Source organism: Leptospira montravelensis (assembly GCF_004770045.1).
Classification (GTDB): domain Bacteria; phylum Spirochaetota; class Leptospiria; order Leptospirales; family Leptospiraceae; genus Leptospira_A; species Leptospira_A montravelensis.
On the sequence record NZ_RQFO01000017.1, the window covers coordinates 457,049 to 470,934 of the forward strand.

Genomic DNA, 13,886 nt, shown 5'->3' on the forward strand with positions numbered 1-13,886 from the left:
AATCCTTAGACGATCCGAATGGACTATCGATTTGAGGAAAGTATCTCTAAAGCTTTTGCTTTTAGAATGGGATGCACTACGAAATCTTCTGGATTGAGCGGACGAGTGTCGGCAACTCCTTTCGTTTCCATTTGGTTTGTAGCATTGGGGAGTTTCCATTTGTCACGGCCAAGCCAAACAGAAAGGCCGTAGATCATACGTTGGAAAATTTCGTCCACTTTGTCCTGCCTACCTGCCTTTTTATAATATCCAAAGGCCAACATAGGAAGTTTCCGATCGTACATAAAATGGTCACCTAAACGAATGAGACCATCTTTGTAATCGGTTTTAAGAAAGAGTTCACGTGCTTTACGAATATCGCCTGCATTAAAAGCGGTATTGGCTTCGCGAATTAGCGCTGCTCTTTCTTTTGCGTCCATACAAAGAGTATCGAACCAAATTCCGAAATTGACAACTGAAAAAAGTCTAAAAGTATGCAAATACCAGGAGAGAAAATTATGTTGGAAGTAGGGAAAAAAGCCCCCAATTTTACAAGTGTCAACCAAAACGGCGAAAAAGTAAAACTCGCTGACCTAACAGGAAAAAATGGAGTCGTTGTTTATTTTTATCCGAGGGATATGACTCCAGGATGTACAACAGAAGCTTGTGACTTCCGTGACAATTTTGCACGACTGAAAAAATTCGGTTACAATGTGGTGGGAATCTCCAAAGACAATCCCAAGTCGCATACCAAGTTCATTGAAAAACAAGAACTCAATTTTGATCTTATCTCTGATGAATCAGGCGAAATTTGTGAGGCCTATGGTGTTTGGAGAGAAAAAGTTTTTATGGGCCGTAAAGGGATGGGAATTGTTAGATCTACCTTTCTTTTAGATAACTCTCTCAAAATCAAAAAAATCTATGACAGCGTGAAGGTCAAAGGACACGTTGAAGAAATCATCAAAGACATTCAGGAAATCCAAGGGAAATGAAAATAGAAACCTCTCCACTCCAAATCCAAATCGGTTCCCCTAAATCCGGAACATATTACAAACTCATCCCCATCTTCCAAGAGGATGTCAAAGAAGAACTGGGGAAAAAATTCCCAGTGCAAATCGAAACCAAAGTTTTTTCGGGAGAACTCGGAAAAGAATTTCGTGATGAAGCAGAACAAACCATCTATCTTGGATTAGGTGAAAAGGAAAAACTCAACTTTAGAAAGTTTATTTCCCATTTTTTTAAATACGGGGAAAAAATTCTAAGTTATGATGGCATGGGTCTTGAGATTATTATCTCTAAATCCCTTTCTAAAAAGTTTTCTGCCGATCGTATCGCATACCAAATTGCGAATACACTTTTTATTGGAAGTTATCCTGTTTCTGTTTTACAAACAAAGAAAAAAGAAAAAAAGAAAGTGGGTGCGGTATACCTAAAGTTTGAAGACAAATCTGTGACTACATTAGCGGAATCAGGACTTTCCAAAAGTAAAATTGTCGCCAAACATGTGAATGGTGCTCGCCACATCGCTCATTTACCTGCAAACTATTTCACTCCCGATGATTTTGTTTCTCGTTCTAAAGAAATCGCAAAAGAATACAAACTCTCTGTTAAAGTTTGGGATGAACCTCAATTGAAAAAAGAGGGTCTTGGTGGGATCTTGGCAGTGGCTCGTGGATCAGAACTCAATGGCAAGATGGTGATTTTAGAATACAAACCGGCCAAAGCCAAAAAGAAATTCGCCATTGTAGGAAAGGGATTAACCTTTGATACCGGTGGAATTTCATTAAAACCACCAGGCGAAATGCATGAAATGAAATACGATATGTGCGGGGCAGCTGCCACCATACACGCGATTGGTGCCATTGCCGCACTGGAACTTCCGATCCATATTGTCGCTGCCATTGGTGTGGCGGAAAACATGCCAGACGGAAAGGCGATCAAACCAGGCGATGTGTATACCGCATACAATGGAACCACTGTGGAAGTCCAAAACACAGACGCTGAAGGTAGACTTGTGCTTGGTGATGTTTTGTCTTATGTTTCTAAAAATTACAAACCAGACTATATGGTGGATTTAGCAACACTCACAGGTGCTGTGATCATAGCTCTGGGTCATGAAGCGGCCGCCATTCTTACCAATTCGGATCCACTCCGGGAAGCCCTATTCACTGCCTCCGAAGCTTCGGATGACCGAGTTTGGGAACTTCCACTTTGGGAAGAATATGGGGAAGATTTGAAGTCAGACATTGCTGACCTAAAAAACATCACTGGCGGCGGAAAAGGAGCAGGTACCATTTCTGCGGGAATTTTTCTTTCTAAGTTTGTGGATGAGTCCATCAATTGGGCTCATATTGATATTGCAGGAGCCGCTTGGAGAAAGAAAAAGTCAGGAACCCAATTTCATGGACCAACAGGTTACGGTGTACGTTTGTTAGTCGATCTTGCGAACGAACTATCTAAAAAATAAAGTTCCAAATTGAATACATAAAAAAGGCGGGAGATACTTTCCCGCCTTGCAAACCAAACCTACCATTCCCTCTTTAATATAAAACTATTGTGTTCTCACTGTGAATGTTTTCGCAGGACAATTTGGTTCACACTATACATCAAAATCACAGTGAGAACGATAGCACCTGCAACTACATAACCTAAAATTTCATACCTTTCCATATAACCACTAGAAGTCTGGATGACAATCAGGCCAGCAACAGAAGCCGCAATTCCACCAGAAATTTGTTGGATCGACGAACTGATGGCCATAAAGGCACCTCTGTCATGTAAGTCGGGAACTGCTGAGGTTAAGGCATTGGCAGAAATCATTCGTGCTGCCACAAAAACAAAAAGGATGGAATTTACGAAAATCACAATCGGCAAAGGAGAAATCTCCATTTTAGTGTAATAGATGATGATACTAGCTGCAAAAATAGAAGCAATCACAAACATATTGTATTTCCCAATGGCATCACTCAGTCTACCCATCAAAGGGCCACCTAACATAGAAACAACACCTGTTACCATATAAACCAATGGTAAATCTTCTAATTTTACCCCAAGGTTATGGACAGAAAATGCGGACCCAAAAGGCATTAACATAAATCCACCTGTGGCAAGTAAGGTGGTCGCAATAAAAGCAGGTAAATACTTAGGTTGTGTAATTGTTTTTGCTAAGTGATGGAATGCATGAATATCCGTTTTGTGATCAAGATGGGTAATCACTGGTTTTAAAAAGAAGAAGATAATAAATCCAACAGCTCCACTAATACTTGCGATCATCAAAAACGGAGATTGCCATCCCCATAAATTAGAAATATAAATACCAATGGGAAGTCCAAATACTTGGCTTGCGGCAAAAGCAGTCATAATAAAACCCATCACCCTTCCTCTCACTTGTAACGGGAACAAATCTGCAACAATGGCAAAGGATATGGAAGAAAGGACACCAGCAAAGAGTCCAGTCAAAATGCGAGCACCAAATAAAAAGAAGTAAGTTGTTGCAATGCCGCAAAGAAAAGTGGCGAGCACAAACCCAATGTAAAAGAATAATAATAATTTTTTACGATCAAATCGATCCGCAAACCCGGCCGCCAAAATACCAGAAATCCCGGCACTAAAAGCATAAGCAGAAACAACAAATCCAAACTGTTGGGTTGAAATTTGTAATTTTTCCATGACCAGAACTCCCAGGGGAGAAAGAATCATAAAATCAAGAACCACGGTAAATTGCAAAAAAGCAAGTAAACCAACAACAAAAACATGATACGGCGTGAACTTAAAATCCATTCTTTTTCCTTCTACTGTATTATAACAAATATACCGCTAATTCTACTACTCAATGCGGACATTTTAAGGATGCCAAGGAAGAAAAATGTTAGTTTTCTGAAAAAAATAAAATGATGATCAGCAAACTCTCTTTAGCCGAAACTTTCCTTTATTTTCAAATATTGGGGATTTTCAGGAGCAATGGATCCAAGTCGGGAGAGGATTTTTTTGGCGCGATCTTCATTTTTCTGAAGTCTGTAACATTCGATCAAATTAATAAGATTTCTAATGTGTTTTGGGTCTCTTGCCCTAAGTCTTTCCCCAATTTCAATCGCCTTACTTAGATTTTTTGACTTTCTGTACGCATAACTCAATTGTAACAATATTTCATTGTCAGTGACAAAATATGGAAAGATAGATTCCAAAGAAGCAACGGCCGAATCAAAACGTTTTAATAAAAGCGAAATTCTTGACTTTTCTCTTAACAAATTGATTCGAATATCATCTTCTAAATTTTCGTTCGCTAACATTCGTTCAATGATTTGATAGGTTTCTTCGGTATTTCCCGAATCTAATACAGACTGTAGTTCAGTATATAAAAAATGATCTGAACTCAAAGAATTTAGTGAATTTGTCCTCATTCGTTTGGTAGAACCCATCCACTCTAACCTAAGAAGAGTTAAATCATCAGAAAAACTCCCAATGGATTGAAGATTTTGGACAATCTGTTCCAATTCCCCATTCGAATCATTCACTACTTGCAAAAACTTAGTTTCGTCTTCGTTCATCACACGGGAACCGTCGGATCCCGTTTCTAAAATTAAATCGTCGCGTCCATCCGAACCAATAAAAAGCACATCTCCTTGTTCCAAAACGAAAACTCGAATACGCACTTGTCCTGCCATTCCTTTGGTTCCGATTTTTCGAAGTTCTAACTCATCTTCGATAAAAGAAGCAACTCCATCTCTGTACAATACTGTCCAAGGATGTTCTGCATTGAGATAATACAATACCCCTGTATCTTCTTCCACTAAACCCAGAACAACAGATACAAGCATTGACCCATCAAAAGATTCAAATATAGTTTGGAGTTCGTAAAAACATTCTTTGATCCATCGTTCCGGAGATTTGGACTGGCTTTCCAATAAAAGTTGTGTACGTTTGATAAAAGATAAAAATACAACACCTAACACAAGTGCGCCGCCAGCACCTTGGATGGACTTACCCATTGCGTCTCCATTAATAAAAACGAAATATTTTTTACCGTTAAGAACTATATCATCACAAATAATCAGGTCTCCACCGATCTCTTTGGTTTTTCCTTTAAATTCGAATTCTTTTTTTTGTTTGGTATAGGATTGGATTCCAATCATTTCTGAATGAGATTTTTTGGAATCGTTCAGTGGATCCAAAAGCAGTGAGGTTAAAAAATAATCTCCATCTTGTTGGACTTTTAATTCCTGAACACGAGTGAGAGTTTCTTGTAATTCATTTGTTCTTTCCACAACCTTTCTTTCTAGGTTGGCGTTAAGTTCTTCGACTTGTTTATGGACACGCAAAAACCGATTGGCCAAAACAACAGCAATCCCTAAAACAAAAAATAAAAATCCAAACCTAGATAAATTTAAATTTTGGATTGGAATCAATCCAGAAGCACCCAAAATATCCCAAATGGCGGTAAACATCAAAAACAATATGCCAACTAATAATCTTTTGGCGTCTTTATTGTTTTTCATCACGGCTCTCACAGTGATATAAAACAATACCACACTGAATGCTAACACCGAACCCTGCCAAACTCTCAAAAACACAATTGAACTGGCACGATTAACAAAAAACTGAACGATAGCTAGCGTTAAACTAAATACAAAATATCCTTTTGTGATGATACTGATTCGTTTGCGAAAAAAAGTATCAACGAATAACAAAAGCCATGTGGGTGTCAAAAAAACGATAAAATATTCTAATTTTGTAGTGGTAAATGAATCCACATCCCATCGATAGATGGCTTGGGATCTAAAATAAAGGTAAGCCGACAAAAACACGGCAAACAAAGCAAAGTAAAAATTGTATGTTTCATTACGGCGTTTCCAATAAAACAAACCATGATAAATTCCAACAAAAAAGTATAAAAAAAGTAACATAAAAGTTGCATATTCTTCTTCAACTTTTTTTAATTCCGTATAACGATCAATAGATGAATTAAAATCATTAAAAACATTGCAATAATTTAATTCTTCACCTGCTTCTGAGGCCAAAAGAACTCGGATTTCATTTTTCCCAATCTGTAACAAATTTCGAGAAAGTTTGATAAGAATATTTCTTTTGAATCCGTTTCGGACAATATGTCCATTATCTAATGCACCTCCCTTGTCGACTAACTCTCCATTTACATACACTTTGTACACATTTGAAATACAAGGTATATGAAAGGAAAACATATCTGCTTCTGTTTCTTTAAAATCAATTTCAGACAACAAAAATGGTTTTACCATTGTGATTTGTTGTAACTCTCCATCAGGAAATACCAATTGTGATTTGATAGAAACGAGTGGTAACGTTTCCAAAGGGATCCACCCAGAACCCATCGGAAGTTCATACTCAGACCAACCCTTTTTGACATTCCAGTTCTTTGTCAAATCCACAGGCAAAGCAAAGAGAGAAATAGGAAATACAAGAAAAAGAAAGCAGTATAATCTTAAAGGAAATTTCATATAGTAAAGGTTTGAAACTCTAAGGATACACCATAGGTTTCTTCAAAAAGATCTTTTTTTTCTGCCACAGACCAAATTTCTAAATTGGGATCGGTTCCTTTGTGGTGATACAACCGACAAATAACTTTTCCTTTTTCATAGATAGCATCCAATCTTTCAATGATGGATTTTTCTGAACGATCAAGCCCGTCGCCAATGCGAAGAAAGGCTGCCAGTTTTTTGACAAGGAGTTGGTCATCGGGCCTTAGTGCTTTGAACTCTTCATGTTTACCTTTCGGTCCACCCTTTCTATGATAACGAGCTATGAGCGCGATGATTTCAATTTCTGAATTGGAAAAACCCACCATTGCCTCTGAGTTTTTGATGATATAATAACTATGTTTGTGATAATTATGATGAGAAATACATAGTCCCACTTGGTGCAAATAACAAGCTGTTTCTAAATAATCTCTTTCTAAATTACCTAGACCATGCAAATCTTTCAGATCATCAAACATCTGCAAGGTGGTTTTTACAACGGACGCCGCATGTTTTTTTCCAGCGGGATAAAGATTGGCAACGGTTTTGATGGCTTTTTCACGAATATTGTCTAGAGGCGGTAAAGAAGAATCCTTCTGACGAAACCATGATTCGATTGTATCATAAACAATTCCTTCTCTAAGGGCAAACTCACTCACAGTAAACGAAGGAGCTTTGATCCTTTGTAATACTTCATCCAAAACCAAAATCCCACCCACGATGATATCTCCTCGTTTGGCATCAAGGCCTGGAATTTTAAGTCGTTTTTTCAAACTATCCGCATCTAAAATCTGTTTTCTTACATCCTTAAACTGATCGACCGGAATTTCTGTTCCGTTCAATCTGTCCCTTTTTTCCATCTTTTTTTCCAGAACTATGGAGGTCACAGAGGAGATGGTTCCTGAACTTCCCACCACCATAAAGGGTTTCCAAGTTTCGATTTGCGGTAAAAAGGCAGATAACACCGATTCAATGTGAATCCTACATTTTTGAATATCATTGGCACTCAGTGGATCTTTTTTTAAATACTTTTCCGTTAAACGGATGGCACCTAGTTTTAAACTAGTGGAAAAAAGAATCTCACCTTTTTCTCCCACAAGAAGCTCTGTGCTCCCTCCGCCAATGTCGATGAGTAGGATTCGTTTGTCATAAACCGGTAGGCCTTGCAATATCCCTAAATAAATAAGGCGCGCCTCTTCATTTCCTGAGACCACTTGGATTTGAATGCCCGTTTCCTTTTCAGCTCGGTCAAGAAATACCTGGCGGTTTCCTGCTTCGCGAAGGGCACTAGTGGCCACTGCTCGAATTTCTGCGTTGTAACTGTCGGCAAGGGTTTTGAATCGTTTTAAACATGCAAGTCCCCGGTCCATCGCCTCGTCTGTTATGACCGCATAATCACTGCTACCGCTTCCAAGTCTCACCGATTCTTTTTCTTTGGTTAGGTATTCAAGTGTACCATCCGGTCTTAGTTTCACTACAACGATATGGAAGGAATTGGTGCCCAAATCAATGGCAGCAAGGATCTTTTCCGTGCGAAATGCCTGGTTTGGTTTTCGTAAGATTTGTGAGAAAGGAAGCATTTTGTATCTTACTAGCCTATCGAAATTTTTTACGGTTGAAAGCAAAAACCAGCCGAAAATTATGGGGAACGGGTAGAATTCTATTGTTTTGGTGTGAACCCACCGTAAATTCCCCCTTTCGTACTTCTTTCACCAGGATCTGATATGATATTTGATAACCTTTATGGACTTTTCTCGAACGATATGGGAATCGATTTGGGAACCGCGAACACCCTCGTGCATGTGAAAGGACAAGGGATTGTCTTATCAGAACCGTCGGTTGTGGCTGTCCAAGCCTCTACTGGTCGAGTCCTCGCTGTGGGACAAGAAGCAAAACGAATGCTAGGAAGAACTCCTGGTGACATCGTTGCCATCCGCCCTATGAAAGACGGGGTGATCGCCGACTTCGAAACTGTGGAAAAGATGATTCGTTACTTCATCGCTAAAGTCCACAACCGCACTACATTTGTAAAACCGCGCATCGTCATCGGAGTTCCTTCAGGGATTACCGAAGTAGAAAGACGTGCCGTTCGTGAGTCCGCAGAACAAGCCGGAGCCCGAGAAATTTTCCTCATTGAAGAAGCACTCGCTGCTGCCATCGGTGCCAACATCCCCATCCATGAACCAGCAGGGAACATGATTGTGGATATCGGCGGGGGAACCACAGAAATCGCTGTGATCTCTCTTGGTGGTATGGTAATCGCCGAATCCATCCGCACGGGTGGTGATGAATTTGATGAAGCCATTGTGAAATACCTTCGTAACCAATACAACCTAGTCGTTGGTGAAAGAACGGCAGAGGATATCAAACTTACCATCGGAAATGCATTCGCAGACAAACGTGTGGACACGATGGAAGTGAAAGGCCGTGATGCCATCTCTGGTCTCCCACGTACTCTCGAACTTGATTCTAACGAAATCCGTAAAGCCCTGAAAGAACCTACAGACGAAATCCTAGACGGAATTAAATCCGTATTGGAAAGAACTCCTCCGGAACTTGCGGCCGACATCGTAGAACGAGGAATCGTTCTCACAGGTGGTGGTTGCCTTCTCCGTGGTCTTGAACACTACCTCACAAAAGAAACAGGAGTTCCTGTATTCCGTGCTGAAAACCCACTGACTTGTGTGGTTCTGGGAACAGGACGTTACTTGGATGAGTTGAAATACATCAAACCAGGAATCCGATAAACTTCGGTTACATGGTTTGGTGAAAAAGGGGAACGAAAGTTCCCTTTTTTTTGCCTGGAGCTAATGGCGTATGACGGATAGGATGATGTAGGGCGAATATACGAAATACGATTAGTAGCCAAAATAGAGTGCGCTATACGCAATTCAAATAGCTGCATTATTTCACATGCGAAACGAAATGCGTGTAGCTGCAAAGAGATTGTGGATATACGAATCACATATATAAGTTTTAAGTTTTTTGGGGCGCACATTTCCGGCTCTCCGCTGCAATCTTTGCATTCGCAAAGGATTTCCGCTTCGATCCGGGGCGCGGTAATCTAAATTCAAGACCAGAATCCTTTCTTTTTACCTAACTTGGGAGAGTCATCGCCTTTCGATACGGCCTTCGGCCTACCCAAGGCTCCGCCTTTTTTCTTCGGTTTCCTTGAATCATAGACACCTCTTTTTTGATTCACTTACAAAACTAACCTATATTCCTACAGTTTCAGAATCCATTATCTTCTGCTTGATCGAAGTGGAAAAACTTTATGGTCGGGGCCTCTCTATCATCGATATCAATCTCTATGCTTCCGCCAAGGCGGAAGGAGTCAAAATCTGGACGAAAGATAAAAATCTCTCCAAGCTTTGCGAAAAGTCACATTTGTTATATACAGGAAACTAAAAAGACGGTAGAGAAGGATTCATCTTCCAATAGCCTTTGAAAGGAAGTTAGGGACTGGAACGACGCTTGCGTAAGCAATATGCGATGAGTCCAAGGATTCCTGTTGCAAACACAGTCGAAATGGTTCCAGTAATGATATCCTTAAGCATAGTTATTCCCGGCTCCCGAAACTATATATTGCTAAAATGCAATGTTAATTCCAGCTTATGGTAACTGGTTTGATATTCCCCGTTTCATGGTACCAATGAAAAAAAAACTTCGGAATTAGGATTTAAAGTCCAATCATTGCCGTCGATATCAATTTCTCCACCGTTATTAGTCTGAAGTCTTTTCCGTAAAGGTTCGGGCAGAGCTCGACCCAGTTCATGTTCAGCTACTGATAGATGTTTCAAATCCAGAGGGAATGCCATATTACTTCCTAGAGGTTAGATAATGGCGCATAACTTTAATGTAAACGCTTACAATCCACCTTGACAAAACCTTAAAATTCAATCTCCATAAACTATGGATAAAAAATATATCTTTTTGATCATTTTGTTTAGCATAAACTTGTTTTCACAACCAATTCCTGAAGTTAATAAAATTCAAGAGATACCAGAGTTTCAGTTTACAACCGATCACCTGAAAACCTGTCAAAATTTAATCAATCAATCGAAAAAAGGTGGTATCCCTGATTCTGAATTTTGGAAAGAATTTAATTCAGATAAATGTCTTCCTAAAAATAAAATCATTCACATGAAAGATGTATGTTTTCTCGAATTGGTTGGTTCAAAAGATGAAGTCGCATTTTTTTTCGATCTAATATGCAGTGAAAATAACACAAAGAAGATTCAAAAAAAAATGACGTTGATTCCCATCATGACTGTAGCGGAATCAGATCCAAGTGATCTGAGAGAATTCGAATATACTTTGGATGAAGAATATAAGAACTTTAGAACTAAGTATCAAATTGGAACCGAACTTTTGAAGTATAAAAAACATAGTAAATTTGATGCTGAAATATTACAATTCGACCGAGATGGTGATCTTATGTTTTATACAATTATCAACCTAAAACCCCGCAAGTAAATTCATCGATTTTCATATAGCTAAGAAAAATTGATAAGAGTCATGAAAAATGAATGAATATTCTTGAGACTTGTATCACTACCGATTGATCAAACATTCAATGTCATTTTCTTTTTTCCGTTTATGCAACCTCATACTTTTATTGATCATGTTGCCTTTTTTCATCGGGCATTGCAATCAGAACCAACCCGTTTTTCCTAATGGACTTGAGCCTGTCGCCACAGGTTGGGAAACAAAAAATCCAAATCTTCTACTCAATTCCTCTTGTATTTCATGCCATAAGGATATAAAACCTCACGAAGATAGACATTCCTATTCTTGGAAAAGTGATTTATTTCAAGAAGCTTTAAAAATTGAAAATCGTGAATGGTGTGTTCATTGCCATGCACCTCTATCAAAACAAAAAGAAATCTACTACCGAAAGATTAAAAATGAAAACAATATATCCCAATCCGATTTACATCTGTTAAATGAAGGTATTAACTGTGTATCTTGTCATGTTCGAAATGGAAAAATACTGGGATACCAAAAACGAACGATTGGAAATCATGAAGTAGTTGAATCAAATATTGGAAAGCCAGAGTTTTGTGCAAACTGTCACCAATTCAACTTCCCTATATTTAAAGATGATAAAATTATATATTCCAATCATCCAATGCAAAATACTTACGAAGAATGGAAATCTTCTGGAATCGAAGATAGTTGTCAATCCTGTCATTATTCAAATCACAAACTCGTTGGTCCAAACAATCGGGAATGGTTTTCCGATCAATTTTATGATTTTGCTATTGATACCTCAGAAGAAGAATTATCCCTTACTTTTAAAATGACAACCAGAGGACACAACTTACCATCTGGTGACCTATTTAGATCATTAGTTCTGGAAATTAGTAAAGACTCAAAATTTCAATCGATTATCATATCGAAACGTTGGTCTAGAAAATATGAATTGATGGAAAAAAATTCGAAAGAATCATTCGGTAAAAAACTTTCGATTGATACTTCATTACTTGCATCGAAAAAGAAAATTCAGCTTATTTTTGATAAGCCATTCATATCCCCCATTTTTGTACGACTTGCCTACTATTATCATGATCCTGTGTTGGCTGGGAAATCAAATGTGAACCCAAGTCCATTGGTTTTGTTCAAACAGAAAATTTATTGAACTCTGTAATCCTCTAAATCTTTAGGATAGAAATTTGGATCACATTCTTTCGGCTCTTCTCCCGAAAACTTTTTATGAGAATAAGATCTGTAATCTTCCTCATTCTTCTCTGGTTTCACTTTTACTGCTTCAAACAAACTATGATAAGATAGTTCACTTTTGTATGCTTTGGAATTTTTTTTACATTCGGCAAATTTTGGAGTTCCATAACATTCTGTCGGGGCTTCAGAATATTCATACTTATTCCTTTGCTCTTGACTCACCACGTAATCCAAATCACAATCTTCTTTTTTTTCTGTAACTACTTTGTTTCCTATAAACTCCCACTTACCTCTACTAAAACTTTTGTACTTTTGATCACAGTAATATTCAGTTTTCACGACAAAGTAACCATTGGAACAAAGATAAAATTTATCCCCTGATCTAGGACCTTGGTAGGTTATTTCACCAATCACATTTGACTTGGTGATGTAATGTACTTTGAAGAGTTCCTGAAGGCCCTGGTCCCAATTTGGAAGTTTCCGTAAATTTTCCAAATCAGGATCTTTGTTTATTTTTTGGATGGCAAAATATCCATTTTGAATGGCTAGTCGTAAGTTTGATTTAGACTCTTCTAACTGATTTAATCGACTATAGACGCAAGCTAAGTTGTAGTAAAGTAATGCAGTATTATCAGGATACATTTCCAATGCAATTTGGTAAGCCTTGACTGCATCGTTTAATCGATCCACATTGGTTAAACTATTGGCATAATGATAATAGGTTTCAGAAGTTGGATAAACCAAAATTGCCTTTTTATATTCTTCAATGGCTTTTGTATCCTGTTTTTTCTGATAATAATTGATACCAATTCTAGTAATAGCAGCAGCTTTTTTTTCTAATTTTTCCTTTGTCTTCCAGTTAATATCTTTGTTTTTCGAGCGACGAAACCCCTCTACCCATTTTAATGTTAGCATCTTTTTTTCATCAATAGGTTCTTCCGTAAATAATACATTTACGAAGGGACCTAGCAAACAAACAAGAATCAAAATTAAGATAGTTTTTTTCTTGGTTAGTGATACCAGATTCATACTGTAATTTTCTTAATCTGCAAACAATAATGCAATAAAAAATTGTATCGACCTACTGTTAGTGGATATTCTAATTAAAATTATTCTCGTTAGTTGATCTTAATCAAACAATTACTACACGATATATTTATTGAATTTATTTGATATTACTTTCTTTTGGAAGTGTATCCCCTCCCCCCGCACCAGGGATTAATCCGCAGCGACCATAGGAGCGAGGATACAAGCAAACTGAAAGTTTGACTTGGTGAGTGAACGATAGAGAACTCAACATACGATCGACATGAACGACATTACAACTTTAATCTCCGAGAATAACGTGATTAAAGAAAAAACAAAATGTGGAAATCCTTTTCACTTCAGTGAAAAGATTGGAACGGAAAGCCCGGTCGCGAACAAAATAAAACTGCGCTTAAAATAATGTTTGCGAGGTGCCCCACTAACTTACAAAAGAAACAGGAGTTCCTGTGTTCCGGGCCGAAAACCCAATGACTTGTGTGGTTCTTGGGACAGGACGTTACTTGGATGAATTGAAATATATTAACCGATAAGGCGTAGTTGCATTCCGCATTTCGATACGGTCTCCGGCCTACTCAATGCTCCGCCTTTAGGGTCGTCTGCATTGTAGGCCAAGTCGTTTCGGTCGCCTAAGTAGCGAAGCGAAGCGGTTAGTTTCTGTTATACCTATGGTGTAAGCGGGCTATATGC

10 protein-coding genes and 1 pseudogene are annotated in these 13,886 nt (G+C 38.3%); 6 read left to right on the plus strand and 5 right to left on the minus strand.

From position 1 onward, the window contains the following. Positions 1 to 23: 23 nt before the first annotated feature. Positions 24 to 419 carry a hypothetical protein gene (locus EHQ31_RS16055; RefSeq protein ID WP_135571938.1) on the minus strand — a complete coding sequence of 132 codons (396 nt, stop codon included), beginning with the start codon at positions 417 to 419 and terminating at the stop codon, positions 24 to 26. 78 nt (positions 420 to 497) lie between these two features. Between EHQ31_RS16055 and bcp the strand changes: the two genes are divergently transcribed. Both bcp and EHQ31_RS16065 read left to right on the plus strand, forming a co-directional pair. After that, positions 498 to 971 carry a thioredoxin-dependent thiol peroxidase gene (bcp, locus tag EHQ31_RS16060; protein ID WP_135571940.1) on the plus strand — a complete coding sequence of 158 codons (474 nt, stop codon included), beginning with the start codon at positions 498 to 500 and terminating at the stop codon, positions 969 to 971. Next, the gene (locus tag EHQ31_RS16065; protein WP_135571942.1) at positions 968 to 2,446 is read left to right on the plus strand and encodes a leucyl aminopeptidase; all 1,479 of its coding nucleotides are present in this window, start codon (positions 968 to 970) and stop codon (positions 2,444 to 2,446) included. The genes bcp and EHQ31_RS16065 overlap by 4 nt, the downstream gene beginning before the upstream one ends. Positions 2,447 to 2,541: 95 nt before the next feature. Here the strand turns inward: EHQ31_RS16065 and EHQ31_RS16070 are convergent, their stop codons facing one another. The 3 genes from EHQ31_RS16070 to EHQ31_RS16080 all read right to left on the minus strand — a co-directional run bounded on the left by EHQ31_RS16070 (position 2,542) and on the right by EHQ31_RS16080 (position 8,050). Beyond that, entirely contained in the window at positions 2,542 to 3,759 is a 1,218-nt protein-coding gene (locus tag EHQ31_RS16070; protein ID WP_135571944.1) for an MFS transporter, read from the minus strand. Between the two features lie 131 nt (positions 3,760 to 3,890). Continuing rightward, on the minus strand, positions 3,891 to 6,452 hold the full coding sequence (locus EHQ31_RS16075) for a SpoIIE family protein phosphatase (protein WP_135571946.1): 2,562 nt from the start codon (positions 6,450 to 6,452) through the stop codon (positions 3,891 to 3,893). Then, complete coding sequence (locus EHQ31_RS16080) at positions 6,449 to 8,050, minus strand: Ppx/GppA phosphatase family protein (protein ID WP_135571948.1); 1,602 nt, start codon at positions 8,048 to 8,050, stop codon at positions 6,449 to 6,451. Before EHQ31_RS16080 ends, EHQ31_RS16075 begins: the two co-directional genes overlap by 4 nt. Before the next feature lie 144 nt (positions 8,051 to 8,194). On the opposite strand from EHQ31_RS16080, the gene EHQ31_RS16085 reads away from it, so the two are divergent. From EHQ31_RS16085 to EHQ31_RS16095, 3 genes are all read left to right on the plus strand, one after another. Next, on the plus strand, positions 8,195 to 9,217 hold the full coding sequence (locus EHQ31_RS16085; protein WP_002972591.1) for a rod shape-determining protein: 1,023 nt from the start codon (positions 8,195 to 8,197) through the stop codon (positions 9,215 to 9,217). 1,165 nt (positions 9,218 to 10,382) lie between these two features. Then, positions 10,383 to 10,946, plus strand: coding sequence for a hypothetical protein (locus tag EHQ31_RS16090; RefSeq protein WP_135571950.1), 564 nt, complete (start codon positions 10,383 to 10,385; stop codon positions 10,944 to 10,946). 148 nt (positions 10,947 to 11,094) lie between these two features. Then, a complete protein-coding gene (locus EHQ31_RS16095; protein ID WP_135571952.1) occupies positions 11,095 to 12,111 on the plus strand; it encodes a hypothetical protein in 1,017 nt (338 codons plus the stop codon). Here EHQ31_RS16095 and EHQ31_RS16100 read toward each other — a convergent pair. Beyond that, positions 12,105 to 13,181 carry a tetratricopeptide repeat protein gene (locus EHQ31_RS16100; RefSeq protein ID WP_135571954.1) on the minus strand — a complete coding sequence of 359 codons (1,077 nt, stop codon included), beginning with the start codon at positions 13,179 to 13,181 and terminating at the stop codon, positions 12,105 to 12,107. The two genes, EHQ31_RS16095 and EHQ31_RS16100, sit on opposite strands and share 7 nt — an antisense overlap. Before the next feature lie 440 nt (positions 13,182 to 13,621). On the opposite strand from EHQ31_RS16100, the pseudogene EHQ31_RS19080 reads away from it, so the two are divergent. Further along, positions 13,622 to 13,729 (plus strand): annotated as a pseudogene (locus EHQ31_RS19080) (rod shape-determining protein); the annotation flags it as partial. Positions 13,730 to 13,886 lie beyond the last annotated feature (157 nt).

What these genes read in the sequence shown, in the direction of transcription:
- EHQ31_RS16085 (WP_002972591.1), top strand. Translation starts at nt 8,195, where the DNA reads ATGATATTTGATAACCTTTATGGACTTTTCTCGAACGATATGGGAATC.
- EHQ31_RS16095 (WP_135571952.1), top strand. Translation starts at nt 11,095, where the DNA reads ATGTTGCCTTTTTTCATCGGGCATTGCAATCAGAACCAACCCGTTTTT.
- EHQ31_RS16065 (WP_135571942.1), top strand. Translation starts at nt 968, where the DNA reads ATGAAAATAGAAACCTCTCCACTCCAAATCCAAATCGGTTCCCCTAAA.
- EHQ31_RS16055 (WP_135571938.1), bottom strand. Translation starts at nt 419, where the DNA reads ATGGACGCAAAAGAAAGAGCAGCGCTAATTCGCGAAGCCAATACCGCT.
- bcp (WP_135571940.1), top strand. Translation starts at nt 498, where the DNA reads ATGTTGGAAGTAGGGAAAAAAGCCCCCAATTTTACAAGTGTCAACCAA.
- EHQ31_RS16080 (WP_135571948.1), bottom strand. Translation starts at nt 8,050, where the DNA reads ATGCTTCCTTTCTCACAAATCTTACGAAAACCAAACCAGGCATTTCGC.
- EHQ31_RS16070 (WP_135571944.1), bottom strand. Translation starts at nt 3,759, where the DNA reads ATGGATTTTAAGTTCACGCCGTATCATGTTTTTGTTGTTGGTTTACTT.
- EHQ31_RS16100 (WP_135571954.1), bottom strand. Translation starts at nt 13,181, where the DNA reads ATGAATCTGGTATCACTAACCAAGAAAAAAACTATCTTAATTTTGATT.
- EHQ31_RS16090 (WP_135571950.1), top strand. Translation starts at nt 10,383, where the DNA reads ATGGATAAAAAATATATCTTTTTGATCATTTTGTTTAGCATAAACTTG.
- EHQ31_RS16075 (WP_135571946.1), bottom strand. Translation starts at nt 6,452, where the DNA reads ATGAAATTTCCTTTAAGATTATACTGCTTTCTTTTTCTTGTATTTCCT.